Origin of the sequence: Stenotrophomonas sp. NPDC047960 (assembly GCF_043204395.1) — a bacterium.
Taxonomy (GTDB): Bacteria; Pseudomonadota; Gammaproteobacteria; order Xanthomonadales; family Xanthomonadaceae; genus Stenotrophomonas.
Window position 1 is genome coordinate 495,714 of the sequence record NZ_JBIDBX010000001.1, and the last position, 20,901, is coordinate 516,614.

The window sequence follows — 20,901 nt, forward strand, 5'->3', positions numbered from 1 at the left end:
CGCGGGCGGCAGCCCCATTTGCTCCCCGGTACAGGTAAAATTGCCGGGATTCCCGTTTCCCCGAGCCTTCCATGACCTGCCGCACCCGCTTCGCCCCCAGTCCCACCGGCTACCTGCACATCGGCGGTGCCCGCACGGCGCTGTACTGCTGGCTGGAGGCGCGCCACCGCGGCGGCGAGTTCGTGCTGCGCATCGAAGATACCGACCGTGAACGCAGCACCCAGGGCGCGATCGACGCGATCCTGGAGGCAATGGAGTGGCTGGGCCTGAACTATGACGAAGGCCCGATCTACCAGACCCAGCGCGTGGCCCGCTACAAGGAAGTGGCCGAGCAGCTGATCGCCGACGGCAAGGCCTACTACGCCTACGAAACCCGCGAAGAACTCGACGCAATGCGCGAGGCCGCCATGGCGCGCCAGGAAAAGCCGCGCTACAACGGCGCCGCGCGCGAGCAGAACCTGCCGTACCGCGACGATCCCAACCGGGTGATCCGCTTCAAGAACCCGCTGGAAGGCACCGTGGTGTTCGACGACCTGATCAAGGGCCGCATTGAGATCGCCAACAGCGAACTGGATGACATGGTGATCTTCCGCCCGGACGGCTTCCCCACCTACAACTTCGCGGTGGTGGTGGATGACTGGGACATGCGCATTTCCGAAGTGATCCGCGGCGACGACCACATCAACAACACCCCGCGGCAGATCAACCTGTACGAAGGCATCGGCGCGCCGGTGCCGAGGTTTGGCCACATGCCGATGATCCTGGACGAGCAGGGCGCCAAGCTGTCCAAGCGCACCGGTGCGGCCGACGTGATGCAGTACAAGGACGCCGGCTACCTGCCCGACGCGCTGCTGAGCTACCTGGCCCGGCTGGGCTGGTCGCATGGCGACCAGGAGCTGTTCAGCCGCCAGGAGCTGATCGAGCTGTTTGACGTGACCCACTGCAATTCCAAGGCCTCGCGGCTGGACATGGCCAAGCTGGGCTGGGTCAACCAGCACTTCCTCAAGACCGGGGATCCGGCGGTTATTGCCCCCCACCTGGTCTATCAGCTGAACAAGCTGGGCCTGGACCTGAACGCCGGCCCGGCGCCGGCCGACGTGGTGGTGGCCCTGCGGGACCGCGTGCAGACCCTGAAGGAAATGGCGGAAAAGGCCGTGGTCTGGTACCAGCCGCTGCTCGACTACGACGAGGCAGCAGTGGCCAAGCACTTCAAGCCGGGCGCGGAACTGGCGCTGGGCAAGACCCGCGAGCTGCTGGCCGCACTGGGTGACTGGACGCTGGACGGCGTCGCGGCGGCCCTGCACGACGTCTCTGCAGTGCTGGAGATCGGCATGGGCAAGGTGGCGCAGCCGCTGCGCGTGGCCATCACCGGCACCCAGGTGAGCCCGGACATTTCGCAGACCGTGTTCCTGGCCGGGCGTGAAGAGGCCTTGAAACGCATCGACGTCGCACTCACTAAAGTACCGACGGCCTGAGCCCAGGAGACCGCATGTCCGCCAAGACCGCTTGTACCGCCCCACACCATCATGTTCACGATGCCTCTGACTTCGTGAAGGTGGTGGAGCGCGTGTGCACGGAGCGCGGACTGCGGCTGACGCCGATCCGCGCCAACGTGCTGCGCCTGATCGCCGAAGCCGGCAAGCCGGTCAAGGCATACGAGTTGCTGGAATGGGTGCGCAACGGCAAGGGCGTGGGCGCCGACGCCCCGCCCACCGTGTACCGTGCGCTGGATTTCCTGATGGCCAACGGCTTCGTGCACAAGCTCGAGTCGGTCAACGCCTTTGTCGCCTGCCATCACCCCAGCAGCGCGCAGCATTCGGTGCCGTTCCTGATCTGCAACAGCTGCCACAGCGCGGTGGAGCTGGAAGACCGCGACATCGTCAGCCAGCTGGAAAAGCGCGCCAAGGAACTGGGCTTCCAGCCCCAGGCACAGACCCTGGAAGTGCACGGTCTGTGCGCCCGCTGCGCGGGGTAAAGCCGCAGCCTTTCGACGGGGCGTTGGACCATGGCGGCTGGTAGGGTCGGCTCCCAAATGACTGCCGATGCCGCTTATCAGCAGTGGGGCGCATGACCTCTGCGGGAGAAGCGCCTTCGTTTCAGGTCATGCGTTACCGGACGTTGCACTGTCACCGGCAGGCGTTTGGGAACCGTCCCTACCTTCTGGGCTCCGCTGCGGTATCGACCCGTACGACGACCGACATGCCGGGGCGCAGCCGCGGCGCCAGCTGCTGATCCGGGTCGATCGCGATCCGCACCGGCAGCCGCTGTACCACCTTGGTGAAATTGCCGCTGGCGTTGTCCGGGCGCAGCACGCTGAACTCCGAGCCCGTGGCCGGGGCGATCTGTTCGATGTGGCCGTTCAAGCGTTCGCCATCGAAGGCATCCACCGAGAACGTGGCCGGTTGGCCGATGCGCATGCGCCAGGTCTGGCCTTCCTTGAAATTGGCTACCACCCACAGCGTGTCAGGCACCAGGAACATCAGCTGCGAACCGGCGGTGACGTATTGCCCCAGCCGCACCGATGCTTCGCTGACCTGTCCGTCGCGCGGGGCATGGATGACCGTGTTGGCCAGATCGATGCGTGCCAGCTCCAGCTGCGCCTTGGCGGTTTCCACGCCGGCTTCCAGGCCCTTGCGTGCCACCTGGGTGGACGTGAGGGTCTCTTCTGCGATGCGGATCTGCGCCTGCGACTGCTGCACCGATGATTGTGCGGCCTGCGCGCTGGTGCGGAACTTGTCACGGTCGTTCAGCGCCACCAGTTGCTGGTCGGCCAGCTCCTCATAGCGTTTGAGCTCGTTGCGTGAACGCGCCAGTTCCGCTTGGCCGGCCGACAGCGCGGCTTTGGCAGCGCCGATCTGCGCCCGGTTCTGCGCCTGCGCCTGATCGGAATTGGCCAGCGCGGCCACCGCGCTGTCCAGGTTCGCCTGCGCCTGCGCTACTTTTTCCCTGTAGATGCGGTCGTCGATGCGCAGCAGCGGTTCGCCCTGTCTGACGTGCTGGAAATCCTTCACCAGCACATCGGTGACATAGCCGCTCACCTGCGGCGCAAGCACCGTGATCTGTCCACGCACATAGGCGTTGTCGGTGCTGACCCAGCTGCTGTTGAACGGCCACAACGACCACGCGCGCAGGATCAGTGCGATGCCGATCAACGCTACCACGATCATCACGACCACGCTGCGCCGACTGGGCTTGAGGTACTTGGGCGCGCCGCCCGGCGTTGCAGCGGCGGCCGGGGCAGCGGGTGCCGTCACCGGCGCGGCATCGGTCGGGGCCGGGGGATTGACGTCGTCAGGGGGCGCATCGTGAGGGGGGGTGGACATGGCGTCACTCATCGCTGGGCCGCGGCGGACGGCGCAGCGGCTGAAGGGGAGGGGGAACCGGGATGGCGCTTGCGCCACTGCTTGAGCACGGCGGTACGCACCGATAGCAGCAGCAGCCAGCCCAGGAATCCCAAGGCGACCCGGCCACTCAACGAGAACACGTCATTGAAGCTGCGCACGTTGGCTTCACGGCGCGTGATCTGGGCCAGCTGCCCTGTGCCCTGGGCGCTGCGCTGCACACCATCGGTGAGCAGCGGCGCATACAGCTGCTGCTGCAGCTTCAGGCGCTGCGCGACCACGCCATCGGACGGATCGAGCTGGCTGACCAGCGCGCTGGAATATACCTGCTCGCGGTGCACCTGGTAGGTGCCCAGGAGCGCCGAACCGGCCAGCCCGCCCAAGGTCTGGGTGATGGACACCGTGACCAGGAAGGTGATCATGTGGTCGGTACCCTGTTTGAGCGCCTGGGTGATCCCAAGCATGATCAGTGGGCCCATGAACATGCCCGACCCCATTGCCGCCAGGAACTGGCTGAGGAAGAAGTCATGCGGCCGGTCCTGGCTGGTGCGGCTCTGGTCGAGCAGCGCGGCGCTGCCCAGCAGCAGGATGGCCATCAACAGCTGCGCGATGATGCGCTTCGGCCCGAAGGTCAGGGAACTGGTCGCGATGCCGGTGATCACCCCGGCCAGGATCACCGCGAACAGCGCTCGCATCTGGTCCGGGCCCATGCCCAGCTGGCGCATCAGCCCAACCACGCCGTAGGACTGTTCGGTGGTAAGGAAGCGCAGCAGGAACGCGCCGACGATGAAGTGCAGCATTGGCAGGCTGGACAGCCAGCGGATCTGCAGCAGTGGATTGCGCCGGCAGCGCTCGACCACCAGCCCCGCCGTGCCCAGGGTGATCGACGCGACCAGCGCCCAGCCCAGCCAGGGCGTGTCCAGCCACCAACGCAGGGTGCCCTGGGCCAGCACCACCACCAGCAGGGCCACGGCGGGGGCAAGCAGGGCGAAGCTGACGAAATCCATCGGCTCGAACACTTTGATCTGTGCGCCGGGCGGCAGCTTCAGCATTACCACCGCAGCGAACGCGCACAGCGCCAGCCCGGCCTCGAACAGGTACAGGTTATGCCACTGGCCGGTGTCGATCAGGCCCGGCGAAACCAGCCAGGCAATCGGCACGGCCATCTGTGAAATGCCCACGCCGATCACCAGCAGGTTGCCGGTGTAGCGTCGCGGCAGCGACTGCAGCATGTACAGCGTACCCAGCGTGGTGCAGGCCGCACCGGCGAAGCCGCTGGCCGCACGCATCATCAACGTGGTCTCGAAGCTACCTACGAACAGATGCAGCACCGCCAATACGGCGTACAACCCCAACCCGATCTCGGCGAACAGGCGGATGCCGTACTGCTGGCGGAATTTGAAGGCCAGCAGGTTGGCGGTGACGTTGACCATCGCATAGGCGGCGACCAGCCAGCTGCCCTGGGTCGGGGTGAGCCCGAGCTGGCCCTGCAGGAACGGCAGATTGGCGGTCACCAGTGCATTGCCCAGCCCGCCGGTGATGCCCACCAGCAGTGCAACCAGCGCGTAGGCCACGCGCCGGTGGGGCGGGTGCCACGGCATCGACGCGGAGCCGGGCAGGGTCGGTTTTTCGTGTTCCTCCCAGTCGGGAATGGGCTTGAGGTACTCGGGCATCAGCGGCCTCCGTCGACCTTTCCGCCCAGTCCTCCACGCAGCAGTTGGAGCGCGCGTCCGGCAAGCCGTGCGCGCTCCTCGCGGGTCTTGCCGCGCAGCGCCGCGCCCAGCATGCTGGAAATGAGCGAAATATCGGCCGCCTGCAGGTCCGGGCGGCACAAACCGGCATCGATTGCGCGCTGGATGGGCGCCTTGAGCAGGGTGTGCACGGTCTGCCGCGCCGCCTTGATCGTTGGTTCGTCCGGGTCGACCGCGCGCCAGTAATCGGCCAGCGCCGGCGACTGTACGATCCGCGTGGCCATGCCCTGCAGCACTTCGAACAGGGCGTCGTCGCGGTCGCCCAGCGTTTCCACCTGGCGCGCGATGCGCGCCACGGTCCGGTCCAGCAACGCCTCGATCAGCGCAGTGCGGTCGGGGAAATTGCGGTACAGGGTGGCGCGTCCGACCTGTGCTTTTTCCACGACCAGGTCCAGCGGCGCGGTGACGCCGTGCTGGCCGAACACGCTGTCGGCGGCATCCAGGATCAGGGCGCGGCGCGCAGCCGCATCGGCACGTTGACTTTGCATGCGCTATTTTCGGACAGGAATGTCCGCAGTGGAAGCCGGGCGGGCGATGCCGGTATGAGGCCGCTCTGGTTGGTCAACAAGGCGTGAAGTCGCCGCTTCCCGGTCCGGCAGGGCGAAAAAAACGGGGGCCTTGCGGCCCCCGAAGGTCGAACATGTACCCCGGCAGTGATCAGAAGTACGCGCGGATGCCGAACGCCACGCCACGGCCCGGCAGCGGCGAGTAGTCCCGCAGCAGCGAGGTGTGCGCACGCGCCTCGCGGTTGGTCAGGTTGTTGCCGTCCAGGAACACTTCGTAACTGTTGCTGTCCGAACGGTCCCAGCGGTAGGCGACGTGCGCATCGACCAGGGTGTAACCGTCGCTCGGCGCTTCGTTCTGCGCGGTGTCCTTCTGGCTGCTGTAACGCACCGCGCCGATCGAGGCACGCCAGCCGTCACGCGACCAGCGCAGGTCGGCGCCGACCCGGGCCGGAGAAATGCGCGGCAGGTAGCCGGTGTTGGCCAGGTCCACGGTGTAGTTGTGGTCATGGTCGCCGTGCGGCACGGCGATGTCGACGCTGCGGCTGCCGCTGCCATCCAGCTCTGCCTTCACGTAGTCGCCGAACACGCGCAGGTCCCAGTCGCCGGTGCTGCCTTCGAACAGGTGCACCAGGGCTTCGGCTTCGGCACCCTTGAAGGTGGCGTCCTGCTGGGTCCACAGGCGGACCGGCAGGCTTTCGACCACGCCGGTGTCGGCCAGGTAGATGAAGTCCTTGAACTTCGTCTGGTAGATCGACGCGGAGAAATCGAGACGGTCGCTGTGGGTGTGGATGCCCAGCTCGACGCGCTGGCCGCGCTCGGTCTTCAGGTTGGCATCGCCGATCTCCAGCGAACGGGTAGCGATGTGTGCGCCGGCGGCGTACAGCTCTTCATTGGTCGGCGCGCGCTCGGAGCCGTCCACGCCAAAGCGCAGGTCGACCGCATCATTGAGCTTCCAGATACCGGCCGCCGACAGGTTGGTGGCATCGAAGGTGCGCGCGCGGTAGTCGCCGGTCGGGTCCAGCTTGATCTGGTCGTGGCGGCCACCCAGTTCCAGCTTGAAGGGGCCGAACTGCTTTTCCTGGAGCACGAACAGCCCCACGTTGCGGGTGCCGGTATCGGGCACGAACGCTTCTTCGCCCTTGGCGCCGAAATCGCTGTTGCCGAACTGCAGGCCGAACGCGCCGTCCCAGCCGCCGATCTGCTGCTGCACGGCTTCCAGGCGGGCTTCGACGCCGCGGTTGGTGAAGCGCGTGGACGGCGTGCCGGCTTCCAGCTCGACATGCTCGTAGTCGGTGTAGGCGGTGCGCAGGTTGATGTTCTTCAGGAACGACACCGGGTTGTAGATGCCACCCTTGGCTTCGAACCGGTTCTGCACCATGTCGATGCGCACGTCGTGTTCGCCGCCTTCTTCTTCCTCGTCGCCATGATCGTGGTCATGATCATGATCATGGTCGTCGTCGGCATGCACGTGGGCGCCGTTCGGAATGCCATAGTTGGTGCGGTAGGTGCTGGCCGAGGCGCCGAAGTAGCCGCCTTCGCCGAGCCAGGTCGCGCCGACGCCACCGGCGCGGGTGCGGATCGAGCTGTTGTCCAGGGTGCCGCGCCGCGGTTCGTCGGCGTCGCCGTCTTCGTGGTCGTGGCCGCTGTGGTCTTCCAGGCCGTCGATCACCGCGTAGCCGGGAATGCGGTAGTCATCGCCATTGCGGACCAGGCCATCGACATGCAGCACCCAGTTGCCGTTCACGCCATCGAGCCGGAACATGCCGCTGCGCTCGTCGTTGACCGAGTTGCCGCGCACTTCGGCGCGCCCACTGAGCGGGCGCTCGGGCAGGTCGCGGGCGATGCGGCCATCCACCACGTTGACCGCGCCGCCGATGGCGCCGCTGCCGAACAGCAGGGTGGCCGGGCCCTTGAGTACTTCGATCTGATCGGCCAGGAACGGTTCGATGCTGGTGGCGTGGTCGGCGCTGACAGTGGAGGCATCCATGTTGCCCATGCCGTTGGACAGTACCGCCACGCGCGGGCCTTCCTGGCCGCGGATGATCGGGCGGCCGACGCCGGGGCCGAAGAAGGTGCTCTGCACGCCGGGCAATTTGGCCACGGTGTCGCCGAGGGTGCCGGCCTTCTGTTCGTCCAGGCGCTCGCCGGCGAGCACGTCCACCGGGCGCGCCAGCGATTCGGCATCACCCTGCAACGGGCTGGCGGTGACCTTCACCGCAGACAGTTCGGTCAGGTGTTGGTCACGTTCGGCCGCATCGTCGGCGGCGATGGCCAGGGAAGGCAGCAGGGCGGCAGCAAGCGCCAGGGACAGGGCGTGCGGTTTGAAGGAGCGGGAAGAGCGCATGGGCAGAGGGTCCGTCGGCTAATTGTTACAATGTATCAATGGTGGGGCGCGCGAATCCCGTCGTAACGGGCAGGTGGAACCGGGTGGAGCGAGGGGGAGGCAGGTGCGCGTCGGGATTGATGTTATATTATTCCATAACGCTTCGCCGACCCTGCTGGAAGTCATGCCTCTGTTCCCCCGCCTGCGTCATCTGTTGGATCGCTTCGGTGCCACCGGCTCGTTGTTGTGCGCGGTGCACTGCGCCGTGCTGCCTGTCCTGCTGGCGGCGGCGCCGTCATTGGGGTTGTCGGTGTGGCTGGGCGACGAGGTGGAACTGGCGCTGGTCAGCTTCGTGACCCTGCTGGGTCTGTTCAGCCTGGTGTGGGGCTACCGCCGCCACGGTGCGCTGCGCGCGCTCGGATTTCTGGTGCCGGGCCTGACCGCCTTGTGGGCGGGGCTGCTGTACGGGCCGCTGCATCATTCGGCGGTGCCGCACGCGGTGGTGATGACACTGGGCGGGGTGCTGGTGGGGGTCGCGCACCTGGTCAACCTGCGCCTGAACCACGGGCACGTCCATGATGCGAGCTGTGCGCACTGAGGCGCTGTGGTAGGCTTTCCGATCGTGCGCGGGGGCGTCTGCAAGGGCGGGCCCGCCGAACCCGTGTCAGCACGGGGTAATCAGAGTTCAGACTAAGGAGTTGACGACATGGGTAAGGGTGACCGCAAGACCGCCAAGGGCAAGCGCTACAACGCCAGCTACGGCAATTCGCGTTCGCACGCGGTGAGCAAGGTGGCCGTGGGCGCAGCTGCGCCGGTCGCCAAGAAGACCGTGGCCAAGGCCCCGGCAAAGAAGGCCGTGGCCAAGAAGGCTGTTGCCAAGGCCGGCTGAGTTTCGCCAGGTCTGACGAAAAAACGCGGCGCTTGCGCCGCGTTTTTTTTGGTTTCGAGTTTCATGCTCTCCACCACCAGGCGCGATCACTTCAATGCAGGAACCAGCGTCTCGGGATTGCCATCGTTCGGGGCGGCCGGAATGCCCAGCAGACGCGCCATCAACGGATAGACATCGACGTTGTCGAAGCCGCGCAGGGTGGCACCCTGCTTGAACGACGGACCACGGGCAATGAAGATCGCGCGCATCGAGGGCAGGGCGTTGTCGTAACCGTGCGAGCCACGGTCGCCGGACTCGCGCTGGGCCAGCCGCTCGCGGCTCAGTGCGTTCCAGCCTTCGTGCATCTGGCACACGATCGGCGGGATGCGCGGGTTGCTCCCGTATTCCCAGCGCGGGGGCAGGTTCTGGCGGGTCCAGCAGTCGTAGGTTGCGTGGGCGCCGAGCAGGATCTTCTCTGCCTGGTGCTGCTTGCCCGGCAGCGGTGCGAAACCGATCGACTGGCCCTCCGATACGTTCCTGGCGAGGGACGGATCGATCATGTCCTCCACCGCGATGGTCTGGCCATCCGGGACGCTGGCCATGCCGTGGTCGGACAGCACGATGAGGTTGGTGCGGGCGTCCAGCCCGCGTGCCTGCAGGCCGTCCAGCAGGCGTCCGATGGCGGTGTCGACGTCGATGATGGCCGCCGCGTACGCGGGCGAATCGGGGCCGTTGTGGTGGCCAGCCTTGTCGACCTGCTCCATGTACAGGGTGACCAGGCGCGGGGCATCGGCATCGGTCTGGCCGAGCCAGCCCAGTACCTGGTCGACCCGGTCGGCGAGCGACACGGTGTCGTCGTACACCCGCCACTGGCTGGGGCGGATGCCCTGGATCGCTGCTTCGCTGCCGGGCCACGACCAGGTGGCCGTACGCATGCCGGCCTTTTCGGCGCCGACCCAGATCGGTTCGCCGCCCCACCAGCGTCCATCGGTCACCGCATCGCGCAGGTTGAGCTGAAAACGACCCAGTGCGTCCTCCTGCATGCTGTTGTGGATGATGCCGTGGTGGTCCGGGCGCAGCCCGGTCACGATCGTGTAGTGATTGGGGAAGGTCAGCGACGGGTAGGACGGCGTCATCCACTGTGCGCGCACGCCGTCATGCGCGATGCGCTGCAGGTTCGGGGTGATGCCACGGTCCAGCATGTCCGCGCGCAGGCCATCTATCGAGACCAGCAGCAGCTTCGGTGCACTGGCTGCCACGGTAGCGGCGTCGGCAGCGGTGATCGACGGCGTTGAAGGGACGCTGGCACAGCTGCTCAGCGCGAGGGCGGCGGCAAGCGCCAGCGAAAGGCGGACGGAAATCATCCCGCCATGATAGTTCGCTGCAGTGACGCGGCGAAGACAACCGATGGCACGGTCAGGCGAACAATGGCTGCGTGCGCGATTCGAGTTCGAGCAGCGCGGCCTTGGTTTCGATGCCGCCACCGAAGCCGGTCAGTGCGCCGCTGCTTCCGATCACGCGGTGGCAGGGCAGCACGATCGGCAACGGGTTGCGCCCATTGGCCGCGCCGACGGCACGGCTGGCGGTGGGGTGACCAATGTGGCGCGCAAGCTGCACGTAGCTCCAGGTCTCGCCGAACGGAATGTCGGCCAGCGCCTTCCACACCCGCAGCTGGAACCCCGTGCCGTGCGGTGCCAGGGGCAGCTCGAACCTGCTGCGTTCTCCGCGCAGGTACTGCAGCAGCTGGGTGCGCGCGTCGCGCAGCGCATGCGGATCACGTTGCCACTGCGCGCGGCCCTTGGCGTCGTAACGGTTGTTCTCGAACAGGATGTGGTGGATGCCCTGGCTGTCGCCGGCCACGGTCAGCGCGCCGATGGGGCTGTCAAAAGTGTCGTAGAGGAGGTTCATGCGGTTACTCCGGAGCGGACGTGGCCAGATGCCACAGGTGCAGCACGGCGTAGGCACGCCAGGGCCGCCAGGCCTGCGAGCGGGCCTCGGTGGCGCGCTCGGTCAGGCGGGTGTCACCGCCCAGTACCTGCTGCAGCACCAGGTCGCCGGCGGGGAATGCATCGGGCAGCGCCAGGGCGCGCAGCGCGATGTAGTGCGCGGTCCACGGCCCTATCCCGGGCAGGGCCACGCAACGATCGATGAAAGTGTCCAGGCGTTGTCCGGCGTGGAAGTCCAGCCGACCATCGGCCACGGCGGTGGCCACTGCACGCACGGTTGCCGCACGCGTTCGCGGCAGGCCGATCCCTTCCAGTGGCGCGTCGGCCAACTGTTCCGGGCTGGGGAACTGACGGTCCAGCCCTTCCGGCATGGCCTCCAGTGGTGTGCCAAAGCGCTCCACCACGCGCCGCGCCAGGGTGATGGCCGCCGCCACGCTGACCTGCTGGCCGAGCACGGCACGTACCGCCACTTCAAAGCCATCCCAACCGCCGGGTACGCGCAGCCCGGGCCGCTGCGCGATGCCGCGCGCGAGCAGCGGGTCCTGTGCCAGCGTGGCGTGCACGATGCGCAGGTCCGCGTCCAGGTCGAAGATGCGCCGCACCCGGCGCACGATGCCGGGGATCGCGCGTGGATCAATCTGGCCCAGCTGCAGCAGCAGCTCGGGGCGGCGTGGATCAGCGGTGACCCGGATCACCGACGGGCGCTCGACCGGGCCGATCACGCGCTGGTAGCTGCTGTCGTCGATCTGCTCGATGCCCGGGATGCAGCGGCGGCGCAGGAAGCCCAGCATCGCGGCGAAATCCAGCGGTGGCCGGTAGCCCAGGCGCAGGGTCAGTGCACCGTCAGCCAGCACGCCACGCTGGCGGCGGATCGCGGAGGGCGGCATGCCGCAGCCCTCCACGAACGCGGCGTTGAAGCGGCGCAGGCTGTTGTAGCCGGCGGCCATGGCCACGTCGGTGACCGGCAGCGCGGTTTCGGTCAGCAGCTGCTTGGCCAGCAGCAGCCGGCGGGTGGCGTGGATCTGCGCCGGGGCCGCGCCCAGCCGTGCCACGAACAGCCGCTGCAGCTGGCGCGCGCTCAGGCCGAGCCGGGCAGCCAGATCGCCCACCGCGGCATCCTGCAGGAAGCCATCGTGGATCAGCGCCAGCGCGCGCTGCAGGGTTTCATTGCTGAGCGCGTCCTGCGCTTCCGGAGCCAGCTCCGGCCGACAGCGCAGGCAGGGTCGGAAGCCTGCCGCGGCGGCAGCGGCCGCCGTAGGGTAGTAATCGACGTTGACCGGCTTCGGCGCCGGCGCCGGGCAGACCGGGCGGCAGTAGATACCGGTGCTGCGCACGGCAGTGAAGAACACGCCGTCGAAGCGCGCATCGCGGGCCAGGCGGGCGCTTTCGCAGGCGGCGTAATCCAGGGGCAGGGCGGTGTGCATGGGGCCCAGTCTATGCGCCCGGCCGGGGGCCGGCTCGCCGTTTTCGGACAGCAATGCCGGGCACGCCCGGTGCGGTTCAGGGCAGGTTGCCGTGATGCCGGCCGGGCGCACTAGACTGTGCCTTCATGTGCCGTTTTCGGCACGCCCTTTGTCTGGAAGCCGGGTGTCCATGCTGCTCAAGTCGTGCGGGTTGTTGCTGTTGTGCCTGGGGCTGGCGGCCTGCAGCCAGCTGGAGAACCCCGGCAACGTCACCGCCGCCGACAAGGCGGTACGGGCGCAGACCGCCGACGGCGACCACATGGTGTCGTTCAATGCCGCCGATGCCCCCCCCGCGCCGCCACCGCCGCCTCGCAAGGGCGAGCAGGACTGGCCGACGGTGGCGCTGGACAACGGCAAGGCCTGGCTGAGCTGCGACACCGAGTACGCAGACGAAGCAGGCGACGGCGCCCCGCTGCAGGCGCTGGACCGCGCCAGCCTGGAAGCGGCCATCGCCCCGTGCGTCGAGCGCGGCCTGCTGCGTGTGCGCTACGCCGGCAAGATCAATCCTGGATTCACCGAACTGGTGACACGTATCGCGCTGGTGGCCGATGCCCAGCACGTCTCGCGGCGCATTCTCGACCTGGATTCCAGCGGCGGGCAGGTGGAAGCGGCGATCGCGGCCGGTGATCGTATCGGCGAATCCAACTGGACCATCTGGGTGCGTGAAGGCTCGGTCTGCCACAGCGCCTGCGTGTTTGTACTGGCCGCCGGCGACAACCGGCTGGTGTCGGGCAAGGTCGGCATCCACCGCATGATGCGGATCAGCTCCAAGGCTACTTCGCGTGCCGAGCTCAATCTGGAACTTCACGAGGTCTACGACAACGTCAAGGATTACCTGCAGCGGAACGGCGTGGCGGTCGGCGTGGCCGACCTGATGATGACCGTGCCCAACCGCAGCCTGCGCCTGCTCAGCAGCGAGGAACTGCGCCAGTTCGGCCTGGATGGCACCAATGCGGTGCAGGACGATCTGGAGCGGATCAAGCAGATGCGCAAGTGCGGCGATGATTTCGTGCGGCGCAAGGATGCATTTCTGGTTGCCTTCGACCAGGAGTGCAAGCGCGAAGGCAGCGAGCTGGACGTGATTACCCGCTGCGGGCAGACGCTCAAGCAGCGCTTCGGTTTCCCGGATGCGACCTGCCCGGACGAAAGTCCGCTGTCGGAAATCGATGTGTCCACGTTGTTGCCGACCAACGAAACGCCGCGCGATGCGGTGGTCGAACGCACCGCCAGCGATGCCGACCAGCCGCCCGCGGAGGCGGCCGAACGCAACTGACGGCCTGCTCACGGGGTTCCCGTAGACTGGCGTGAAATCCACTGCCGCCCACGGTGCCCCGATGCGCGTTCCGCTGCTGCTGTTGCTTCTGCTCCCCGCCGTTGCCTTGGCCCAGACCCCGCCGCCGGCCACCCCGGCACCGGCGCCCGCGCGCCCGGCACCTGCCTCCCCGGCTGCCCCGGCACGGCCTGCCTTGACCCCGCAACAGCAGGCGCAGGTCCAGAAGCAGGATCAGGAAATGGCCGCTGCCGGCCTGAAGGTGGCGACCCTGGTTGATGCCGGACGCGCCGCCGAGGCCTGGAAGGGCGCGTCCGAAGTGGCCCGCAGGGCGGTCACCGAGCAGGCGTTCGTGGCGCAGCTCGACGGCGACCGCAAGCGCCTGGGCGCGCTGGTCTCGCGCGGCCAGCCGGTGGTCACGCGGGTCAAGTACAAGGCGGGCGCGGCCGTGCCCGAGGGCCTGTACATCAACGTCAGCTTCCCCACCCGGTTCGCCAACAGCGCGCAGCCGGTGCGCGAGCTGGTGTCGTTCCGCTTTGACGACGACAGGATCTGGCGCCTGGCCGGTTACAGCGTCCGCGCCGCAGCTCCCTGACCGCAGGAGGAACATCGCATGGGTATCGAAATCCAGATGCTGGGCTGGTCCATCGTACTGGGCCTGGTGCAGGTGATGATCGCCGCTGGCGCGGTCACCCGCGAACGCGGGCTGGCCTGGAATGCGTCGGCCCGCGATGGGGTACCACCTGCGCCGGGCCCGCTGGCCGCGCGCCTGCAGCGGGCGCAGGCCAATTTCCTGGAAACCTTCCCGTTCTTTGCCGCCGCCGTGCTGGCAGTGGTGCTTACCCAACGCCAGGACAGCACCACCGCGCTCGCCGTGCAGCTTTATTTCTGGGCGCGGCTGGTTTACGTGCCGCTGTATGCCGCAGGCATTCCCTACCTGCGCAGCCTGGTCTGGGTGGTGTCGCTGGTGGGCATCGTGCTGTTGCTGTGGCGCCTGCTGCACGGGCTGGCGTGAACCGGCGCCGACGCGGCTGATCCAGATCAAGAGCGCCGCCGGCGGTGAGGGCTAAGCTCGGTCGTGGTCAAGCAACGGAAACGGATCATGACGAACGATCGCAGCGGGCAGGCAGTGGATGTGGTGGTAGTGGGCGCCGGGCCGGCGGGGCTGTGTTTCGCTCGCGCGCTGGCCGGCAGTGGCCTGCGCGTGGCGATGGTGGAGCAGCAGCCGCGCGCGGCGCTGGCCGAGGCCGCCTTCGACGGGCGCGAAATCGCGCTCACCCATGCGTCGCGCCACATCCTCGAGCAGCTGGGCCTGTGGCAGCGGCTTGACCCCGCTGAAGTTTCGCCGCTGCGCGACGCCAAGGTCATGGATGGGCGTTCTCCATTCGCGTTGACCTTCGCTGCGCGCGACGCGCGCGGTGGCGACCTGGGCTGGCTGGTGCCCAATCACCTGATCCGCCGCGCGGCATGGGACAGCGTGCAGGGCCAGGCCGACCTGGAGATCCTCGACCAGTGCAGCGTGCGCGGCATCGTGCCCGGTGCGCGCCACAGCGAAGTGACCCTTGCCGATGGGCGCCGGCTGCAGGCGCGGCTGGTGGTGGCGGCCGACAGCCGGTTCTCGTCCACCCGGCGCATGCTGGGCATCGGCGCGCGCATGCGCGATTTCGGCAGATCGATGCTGGTCTGCCGGATGCAGGTCGAGGTGCCGCACCAGCACACTGCGTGGGAGTGGTTCGGCTATGGCGGCACCATGGCGCTGCTGCCGCTCAATGGCGACCAGGCGTCGGCGGTGATCACCCTGCCGCCGCCCGGGATCGAGGCGCTGCGGGTACAGGACGAAGCAAGCTTCGGGCGCAGCATCGGCGCGTGTTTCGAACACCGGCTGGGCGCGATGACCCCGGTGGCGCGCCCCATCGCGTACCCGCTGGTGGGGGTGTACGCCACTGCGTTCGTGGGCGCGCGCTGCGCGCTGATCGGCGATGCCGCGGTGGGCATGCATCCGGTCACCGCGCACGGTTTCAACCTGGGCCTGCAGAGCCAGGACCGGTTGGCCGCGATCCTGCGCCGGGCGGCCGGGCGGGGTACCGATATCGCCGCTCCGGCCGGTCTGGCCGCCTACGAGCGGGGGCACCGGCTGGCCTCACGGCCGCTGTACGAGGCGACCAATGCGATCGCCACGCTCTATACCGATGACCGCCTGCCGGCGCGCGTGCTGCGTCGGGCGGGGCTGCGGCTGGCGCACGGGGTGGCGCCGTTCCGGCAGGTGATCGCCGCGCACCTCACCCAACGGTGAGGCATCACGACCGTTGGTCGTGAGCCACCGGGTAGGTGACGACCGTTGGTCGTGAGCCACCATGGTAGGTGACGACCGTTGGTCGTCACATGGGATCAGGGGGCGTCGCTATCAGCGATGACGTTGATCACGGTGTCGCCGAACTGGACCTGCTGGCCACCGCGGATCTTGCAGGCCTTGCGCAGCTCCACTTCGCCGTCAACGAGGACCTGGCCGTCGCCGATCACGGTCTTGGCCTCGCCGCCGCTGGTCACCAGGTCGGCGAGCTTGAGCAGCTGCTTCAGTTCCACGTATTCGCTGTCCAGTTCAAATTCGAGGGTCTGCATGGGGTGGGGTATCCTGTGAAGGGGCGCGGGCACGGGGCCGGCCGAAAGTGGGCGCGTATTGTGCGCCAGCACGCGGCGCTTGCAGCATCCGGGCTGAAATCTGTACACGTGGTTCAGGATCCATGCGGTATCATCGCGCCCTGAGCGAGTGAATTCTCCTCCGACCGAGCAGCGCCAGGGCACGCGATAAGAAAGGGCGCCCAAAGCGCGGACCATCCCCTTTTTTATGCCACTGCCACGTAAAACGGTAGTGGCTTCGGAGTTCCCCATGTCCCAAGAATCCCCCACGCCGCTGCTGTTCGCAGACCTCGGCCTGTCCGACGCTGTGATGAAGGCCGTTGCCGCCGTCGGCTATGAAACCCCGTCGCCGATCCAGGCTGCCACCATCCCGGCGATGCTGGAAGGCCGCGACGTGCTGGGCCAGGCCCAGACCGGCACCGGCAAGACCGCCGCCTTCGCGCTGCCGGTCCTGTCCAACCTGGATTTCAACCAGACCAAGCCGCAGGTGCTGGTGCTGGCGCCGACCCGCGAACTGGCCATCCAGGTCGCCGAGGCGTTCCAGACCTACTCCTCGGGCATTCCCGGTTTCCGCGTGCTGCCGGTCTACGGCGGCCAGCCGTACGGGCAGCAGCTGCAGGCCCTGCGCCGCGGCGTGCACGTCATCGTCGGCACCCCGGGCCGCGTGATCGACCACCTCGACCGCGGCACCCTGGACCTGTCCGAGCTGAAGACCCTGGTGCTGGACGAAGCTGATGAAATGCTGCGCATGGGCTTCATCGACGACGTCGAAGCGGTCCTGAAGAAGCTGCCGGAAACCCGCCAGGTGGCACTGTTCTCGGCCACCATGCCGTCGCAGATCCGCCGCATCGCGCAGACCTACCTGAAGAACCCGGCCGAAGTCACCATCGTCAGCAAGACCACCACGTCGGCCAACATCCGCCAGCGGTACTGGTGGGTGAGCGGCATGCACAAGCTGGACGCGCTGACCCGCATCCTGGAAGTGGAACCGTTCGACGCGATGATCATCTTCTCGCGTACCAAGGCAGCCACCGAAGAGCTGGCGGAAAAGCTCCAGGCCCGTGGCCTGGCCGCCGCGGCCATCAATGGTGACATGCAGCAGGCGCAGCGTGAGCGCACCATCGGCATGCTCAAGGAAGGCAAGCTGGATATCCTGGTCGCCACCGACGTGGCGGCCCGCGGCCTCGACGTGGAGCGCATCAGCCACGTGCTGAACTACGACATCCCGTACGACACCGAAAGCTACGTGCACCGCATCGGCCGTACCGGGCGTGCCGGCCGCACCGGTGATGCGATCCTGTTCGCCACCCCGCGCGAAAAGGGCATGCTGCGTGCGATCGAGCGTGCCACCCGCCAGCCGATCGAAGAAATGCAGCTGCCGAGCGTGGACGCGGTCAACGACACCCGGATCAACAAGTTCATGAGCCGCATCAGCGACGCGCTCGATGCCGGCGGCACCGAGTTCTACCGCGACCTGCTGCAGAAGCTGGAAGGCGAGAAGAACGTGCCGGCGATCGACATTGCCGCTGCATTGGCCAAGCTGCTGCAGGGCGACTCGCCGTTCCTGCTCACCCCGCCGGTGCGCGGTGCCCGTGAAGAGCGTGCGCCGCACCCGCGCAATGACCGCAACGATCGGGGTGAGCGCCCGGCGCGCTTCGAGCCGCGCTTCGAGCGTGGCCCGCGCCGCGAAGACGACCGCGGCCCGCGTCCGCCGCGCCCGGAAGGCGATTTCGTCGGCAACGACGGGGGGTTCGAACGTGCCCCGCGCCGTGAGATCGCCCCGCGTGGCGAGCCGGAGCCCGGCATGGAAACCTTCCGCATTGAGGTGGGCCACGTGCACGGGGTCAAGCCGGGCAACATCGTCGGCGCGATCGCCAACGAAGCCGGGCTGGAGAGCCGTTTCATCGGCCGCATCGACATCCGTGACGACTTCTCGATCCTGGACCTCCCGGCGGAAATGCCTGCTGAACTGCTCAGTCACCTGAAGAAGGTGTGGGTGTCGGGCCAGCAGCTGCAGATGCGCAAGGTCGAGCCGGGTGAAGACACCGCCGGTTCGGGTTCGGCCCGTCCGCCGTTCAAGCCGAAGTTTGGCCGCGGCGGAAAGCCGGGCGGTCCGGCGGGGCACCGCGGTCCGGGCGGCAACGATCGCCCGCCGCGTCGCGACGGCTTCAAGCCGCGCGGCCCGCGCAACGGTTGATCGATCCACATTGCCGTCTCCAACAACGCCAGCCCTCGGGCTGGCGTTGTTGTTCCAGCCGTCCGAGCCGATGTGAGGGCAAACTTCGCGCCGTTTCAACAGCGCTGGACCTAGCCTGCCATCACAGGGGACTATGCCAAGCACCCATGGGCGCCGGAGGGATCTGCGATGCTGGGAGGCAGCAGGGAGGTGGGCAGTACCGCCGTACCGCATGTCACGCGGGGGTTGACCCTGCGGTTCGTGCTGCTTACGGGCATGGCCGTTGGCCTGGTGGCGCTTTCGGCGCTGATCCAGGAGCTGCAGGGCGCGTCCACTGCGTGGATCGTGGGCCAGAGCCATTGGTCGCGCAGCCAGCAGCAGGCCTCTTTCGCCCTGGCGCGTTACATCTCGTCGGGCAATCCGGCCGCGCTGGTCGAGGCGCGTGCGGCGCTGCAGGTACCGCTGGGCGACCTGGATGCGCGCCGCGCGCTGGAGCAGGACGATGTGGATATCGCGCGGGCACGGCGCGGCTTCCTGCAGGGCGGCAACCAGCCGGGCGACATCAACCGGCTGATCCTGTCATTCCGCTACCTGGGGCGCCTGGGATACTTCCGCGATGCGGTGCACCTGTGGCAACAGACCGACCACGGATTGGCCCAGCTGCAGGCGATGATGGACACCGCCGAAGCGATGCATGCCAACGGCACCGTGGAACCGGCCATCCGCGAGGCATTGCTGGTGCAGGTGCAGGCGCTGGACCGCAGCCTGCAGGCGCAGGCCCGCGCGTTCTCGCTGGCGCTGCTCAATACGGCTTCCATCGTGCGCATGGCCACGCTGATTGTCGGCGGCCTGTCGGTGCTGCTCATCACCCTGGTCGCGGTGCTGCTGTCCCGGCGCGTGCGCAATGACCTGATCGACACCGAAAGCCGCTTCCGCGCCGCGTTCTACCAGGCTACGGTGGGCATGCTCAAGCTGGACCACGCCGGGGGCATCGTCGAGGCCAACCAGGCCATGGCCGACATACTCGGGTATCGCCGCGACGCGCTGCTTGGCATGGAACTGCCGGAACTGCTGGTCGATGGCGAGCTGGTGCTGGACGAGGCCGGCGACATCGACTGGCCGCGCCAGCTGCGCCCGGGCGAACTGCGCTTCCGGCATGCCGACGGCGGTCTGCTGTGGGGACGCTGGAGCGGTACGCTGGTGCGCAGCCCTGGCCGTGACCTGTCCGTGTTCGCGATCATCGAAGACGTATCGCAGAACCACGCACTGGCGCGGGAAGTCGAGCACCACACCAGCCACGACCCGCTCACCGGCCTGATCAACCGGCGCGAGATCGAGCGCCTGCTGGAGCTGGCGCTGCTCGACGTGCGCACCCGCGGCGGTACCCACAGCCTGTGTTACCTGGACCTGGACTATTTCAAGCTGGTCAACGATGGCCTCGGCCACGCGGCCGGCGACCAGCTGCTGCGCGGCTTTGCAGATTACCTGGAGGGCGCGGTACGCGAGGGCGACTGGGTGGGCCGCATGGGCGGCGACGAGTTCGCGATGTTGCTGTCCGACGCCCGCCAGGACGAGGCCAAGCAGGTGCTGCAGCGGATCGCACGCAACCTGGGCCAGGCCGGGTTCCAGCGCGACGATGGGCTGCCGCGGGTCAGCTGCAGTATCGGCGTGGTCGAAATCACCGCCGATGTGGCCGATGTGAACTGGTTGATGAGCGCGGCAGACAGCGCGTGCTACGCGGCCAAGCAGGCCGGGCGCAACCGCGTGCATTGCTTCAATGAGAACCGGATGGCGCTGCAGGAGCGCCTGCTGGAAGCAGAGCGGTTGGCGCATGTGTCCAGCGCGATCGCCGAGAACCGCATGCTGCTGTACGCCCAGCGCATTGAACAGGTCGGTGATCCGGGGTTCCTGCATTACGAAGTGCTGGTACGCATGCGCGGCACCGATGGCCAGCTGCGGGGGCCGGGCGATTTCATGCCCGCGCTGGAGCGCTATGGCATGGGCATGGCACTGGACCGGCACGTGCTGGGGCTGCTGTTCCGCCACCTGCAGCTGTGCCCGGCGCATGTGCAGCGGCTGGGCCTGTGCAACGTGAACGTGTCGGCTCAATCGATCGCCGAGCCGAGCTTCCTGGCCTTCGTCTGCGACCTGCTGGAGCGCAACCGCGGGCTGGCGCGCAAGCTGTGTTTCGAGATCACCGAGACCGCGGCGATCAGCAACCTGGAGCAGGCGCGCAGCTTTGTCGAAGGGGTCAAGGCGCGCGGCTGCCGGGTGGCGCTGGACGACTTCGGAGCGGGGCTCTCTTCGTTCGGCTACCTCCGCCAGCTGCCGGCGGACATGCTGAAGATCGATGGGGTGTTCGTGCGTGACATGGATATCGACCCGGTCAGCCGGGCGACGGTCCGCGCCATCACTGAAATCGGCCGCGAGCTGCACATGAGTGTGACCGCCGAATGGGTGGAGTCCGAAGAGATCGCCGCGCAGCTGCGGGCTCTGGGGGTCGAGGGCCTGCAGGGTTATGCCATCGAACGCCCGATGCCGCTGGAAAAGCTCACCCAGCCCTCGTTGTGGCGGGAGACGCAGATGCAGTCAGGCCGTCTTTCCTGAACTCTCACGTGCA

General features: G+C 67.7%; 18 protein-coding genes. 10 read left to right on the plus strand and 8 right to left on the minus strand.

Annotated elements, in window-relative coordinates:
- The first annotated feature begins 71 nt into the window (after positions 1-71).
- Together gltX and ACGFZ3_RS02425 are read left to right on the plus strand one after the other, a co-directional pair.
- Entirely contained in the window at positions 72-1,475 is a 1,404-nt protein-coding gene (gene gltX / locus ACGFZ3_RS02420) for a glutamate--tRNA ligase (protein WP_392915912.1), read from the plus strand.
- A gap of 14 nt (positions 1,476-1,489) precedes the next feature.
- Positions 1,490-1,975: a Fur family transcriptional regulator gene (locus ACGFZ3_RS02425; RefSeq protein ID WP_145478193.1), complete on the plus strand. Its 486-nt coding sequence runs from the start codon at positions 1,490-1,492 to the stop codon at positions 1,973-1,975.
- Between the two features lie 178 nt (positions 1,976-2,153).
- On the opposite strand, the gene ACGFZ3_RS02430 is transcribed toward ACGFZ3_RS02425, so the two are convergent.
- From ACGFZ3_RS02430 to ACGFZ3_RS02445, 4 genes are all read right to left on the minus strand, one after another.
- Positions 2,154-3,323, minus strand: coding sequence for an HlyD family secretion protein (locus ACGFZ3_RS02430; RefSeq protein WP_392915916.1), 1,170 nt, complete (start codon positions 3,321-3,323; stop codon positions 2,154-2,156).
- Between the two features lie 8 nt (positions 3,324-3,331).
- A complete protein-coding gene (locus ACGFZ3_RS02435; RefSeq protein ID WP_392917540.1) occupies positions 3,332-5,017 on the minus strand; it encodes an MFS transporter in 1,686 nt (561 codons plus the stop codon).
- Positions 5,014-5,580: a TetR/AcrR family transcriptional regulator gene (locus tag ACGFZ3_RS02440; protein WP_392915919.1), complete on the minus strand. Its 567-nt coding sequence runs from the start codon at positions 5,578-5,580 to the stop codon at positions 5,014-5,016. The genes ACGFZ3_RS02435 and ACGFZ3_RS02440 overlap by 4 nt, the downstream gene beginning before the upstream one ends.
- 169 nt (positions 5,581-5,749) lie before the next feature.
- Positions 5,750-7,942: a TonB-dependent receptor gene (locus tag ACGFZ3_RS02445; protein WP_392915922.1), complete on the minus strand. Its 2,193-nt coding sequence runs from the start codon at positions 7,940-7,942 to the stop codon at positions 5,750-5,752.
- A 163-nt stretch (positions 7,943-8,105) separates the two neighbouring features.
- Here ACGFZ3_RS02445 and ACGFZ3_RS02450 point away from each other — a divergent pair, with 163 nt between their 5' ends.
- Both ACGFZ3_RS02450 and ACGFZ3_RS02455 read left to right on the plus strand, forming a co-directional pair.
- A complete protein-coding gene (locus tag ACGFZ3_RS02450) occupies positions 8,106-8,519 on the plus strand; it encodes a MerC domain-containing protein (protein ID WP_392915925.1) in 414 nt (137 codons plus the stop codon).
- Between the two features lie 108 nt (positions 8,520-8,627).
- Entirely contained in the window at positions 8,628-8,810 is a 183-nt protein-coding gene (locus ACGFZ3_RS02455) for a 30S ribosomal protein THX (protein ID WP_068850363.1), read from the plus strand.
- A gap of 86 nt (positions 8,811-8,896) precedes the next feature.
- On the opposite strand, the gene ACGFZ3_RS02460 is transcribed toward ACGFZ3_RS02455, so the two are convergent.
- Genes ACGFZ3_RS02460 through ACGFZ3_RS02470 form a run of 3 tightly spaced genes read right to left on the minus strand, consistent with a single transcriptional unit; the run spans position 8,897 to position 12,159 of the window.
- Positions 8,897-10,153 (minus strand): ectonucleotide pyrophosphatase/phosphodiesterase, encoded by a 1,257-nt coding sequence (locus tag ACGFZ3_RS02460; RefSeq protein ID WP_392915928.1) that lies wholly within the window; start codon positions 10,151-10,153, stop codon positions 8,897-8,899.
- A 52-nt stretch (positions 10,154-10,205) separates the two neighbouring features.
- Positions 10,206-10,697, minus strand: a complete 492-nt coding sequence (locus ACGFZ3_RS02465) for a methylated-DNA--[protein]-cysteine S-methyltransferase (RefSeq protein ID WP_392915931.1) — start codon at positions 10,695-10,697, stop codon at positions 10,206-10,208.
- A 4-nt stretch (positions 10,698-10,701) separates the two neighbouring features.
- Entirely contained in the window at positions 10,702-12,159 is a 1,458-nt protein-coding gene (locus tag ACGFZ3_RS02470) for an AlkA N-terminal domain-containing protein (RefSeq protein ID WP_392915934.1), read from the minus strand.
- A 172-nt stretch (positions 12,160-12,331) separates the two neighbouring features.
- Here ACGFZ3_RS02470 and ACGFZ3_RS02475 point away from each other — a divergent pair, with 172 nt between their 5' ends.
- The 4 genes from ACGFZ3_RS02475 (at position 12,332) to ubiM (ending at position 15,761) form a co-directional block, all read left to right on the plus strand.
- Positions 12,332-13,471: a hypothetical protein gene (locus ACGFZ3_RS02475; protein ID WP_392917543.1), complete on the plus strand. Its 1,140-nt coding sequence runs from the start codon at positions 12,332-12,334 to the stop codon at positions 13,469-13,471.
- Positions 13,472-13,532: 61 nt separating this feature from the next.
- A complete protein-coding gene (locus tag ACGFZ3_RS02480; RefSeq protein WP_392917546.1) occupies positions 13,533-14,063 on the plus strand; it encodes a DUF4019 domain-containing protein in 531 nt (176 codons plus the stop codon).
- 18 nt (positions 14,064-14,081) lie between these two features.
- The gene (locus ACGFZ3_RS02485; protein WP_392915938.1) at positions 14,082-14,483 is read left to right on the plus strand and encodes an MAPEG family protein; all 402 of its coding nucleotides are present in this window, start codon (positions 14,082-14,084) and stop codon (positions 14,481-14,483) included.
- Between the two features lie 87 nt (positions 14,484-14,570).
- Positions 14,571-15,761 carry a 5-demethoxyubiquinol-8 5-hydroxylase UbiM gene (gene ubiM / locus ACGFZ3_RS02490; RefSeq protein ID WP_392915941.1) on the plus strand — a complete coding sequence of 397 codons (1,191 nt, stop codon included), beginning with the start codon at positions 14,571-14,573 and terminating at the stop codon, positions 15,759-15,761.
- A 95-nt stretch (positions 15,762-15,856) separates the two neighbouring features.
- Here ubiM and ACGFZ3_RS02495 read toward each other — a convergent pair whose 3' ends face one another.
- Positions 15,857-16,087 (minus strand): RNA-binding S4 domain-containing protein, encoded by a 231-nt coding sequence (locus ACGFZ3_RS02495; protein WP_068850383.1) that lies wholly within the window; start codon positions 16,085-16,087, stop codon positions 15,857-15,859.
- Positions 16,088-16,355: 268 nt separating this feature from the next.
- Here ACGFZ3_RS02495 and ACGFZ3_RS02500 point away from each other — a divergent pair, with 268 nt between their 5' ends.
- Together ACGFZ3_RS02500 and ACGFZ3_RS02505 are read left to right on the plus strand one after the other, a co-directional pair.
- Complete coding sequence (locus tag ACGFZ3_RS02500; RefSeq protein ID WP_392915946.1) at positions 16,356-18,302, plus strand: DEAD/DEAH box helicase; 1,947 nt, start codon at positions 16,356-16,358, stop codon at positions 18,300-18,302.
- Between the two features lie 168 nt (positions 18,303-18,470).
- Positions 18,471-20,888, plus strand: a complete 2,418-nt coding sequence (locus tag ACGFZ3_RS02505; RefSeq protein WP_392915949.1) for a putative bifunctional diguanylate cyclase/phosphodiesterase — start codon at positions 18,471-18,473, stop codon at positions 20,886-20,888.
- Positions 20,889-20,901 lie beyond the last annotated feature (13 nt).

What these genes read in the sequence shown, in the direction of transcription:
- ACGFZ3_RS02480 (WP_392917546.1), top strand. Translation starts at nt 13,533, where the DNA reads ATGCGCGTTCCGCTGCTGCTGTTGCTTCTGCTCCCCGCCGTTGCCTTG.
- ACGFZ3_RS02505 (WP_392915949.1), top strand. Translation starts at nt 18,471, where the DNA reads ATGCTGGGAGGCAGCAGGGAGGTGGGCAGTACCGCCGTACCGCATGTC.
- ACGFZ3_RS02425 (WP_145478193.1), top strand. Translation starts at nt 1,490, where the DNA reads ATGTCCGCCAAGACCGCTTGTACCGCCCCACACCATCATGTTCACGAT.
- ACGFZ3_RS02500 (WP_392915946.1), top strand. Translation starts at nt 16,356, where the DNA reads ATGTCCCAAGAATCCCCCACGCCGCTGCTGTTCGCAGACCTCGGCCTG.
- ACGFZ3_RS02440 (WP_392915919.1), bottom strand. Translation starts at nt 5,580, where the DNA reads ATGCAAAGTCAACGTGCCGATGCGGCTGCGCGCCGCGCCCTGATCCTG.
- ACGFZ3_RS02455 (WP_068850363.1), top strand. Translation starts at nt 8,628, where the DNA reads ATGGGTAAGGGTGACCGCAAGACCGCCAAGGGCAAGCGCTACAACGCC.
- ACGFZ3_RS02495 (WP_068850383.1), bottom strand. Translation starts at nt 16,087, where the DNA reads ATGCAGACCCTCGAATTTGAACTGGACAGCGAATACGTGGAACTGAAG.
- ACGFZ3_RS02430 (WP_392915916.1), bottom strand. Translation starts at nt 3,323, where the DNA reads ATGTCCACCCCCCCTCACGATGCGCCCCCTGACGACGTCAATCCCCCG.
- ACGFZ3_RS02445 (WP_392915922.1), bottom strand. Translation starts at nt 7,942, where the DNA reads ATGCGCTCTTCCCGCTCCTTCAAACCGCACGCCCTGTCCCTGGCGCTT.
- ACGFZ3_RS02470 (WP_392915934.1), bottom strand. Translation starts at nt 12,159, where the DNA reads ATGCACACCGCCCTGCCCCTGGATTACGCCGCCTGCGAAAGCGCCCGC.
- ACGFZ3_RS02450 (WP_392915925.1), top strand. Translation starts at nt 8,106, where the DNA reads ATGCCTCTGTTCCCCCGCCTGCGTCATCTGTTGGATCGCTTCGGTGCC.
- ACGFZ3_RS02460 (WP_392915928.1), bottom strand. Translation starts at nt 10,153, where the DNA reads ATGATTTCCGTCCGCCTTTCGCTGGCGCTTGCCGCCGCCCTCGCGCTG.
- ACGFZ3_RS02485 (WP_392915938.1), top strand. Translation starts at nt 14,082, where the DNA reads ATGGGTATCGAAATCCAGATGCTGGGCTGGTCCATCGTACTGGGCCTG.
- ubiM (WP_392915941.1), top strand. Translation starts at nt 14,571, where the DNA reads ATGACGAACGATCGCAGCGGGCAGGCAGTGGATGTGGTGGTAGTGGGC.
- gltX (WP_392915912.1), top strand. Translation starts at nt 72, where the DNA reads ATGACCTGCCGCACCCGCTTCGCCCCCAGTCCCACCGGCTACCTGCAC.
- ACGFZ3_RS02465 (WP_392915931.1), bottom strand. Translation starts at nt 10,697, where the DNA reads ATGAACCTCCTCTACGACACTTTTGACAGCCCCATCGGCGCGCTGACC.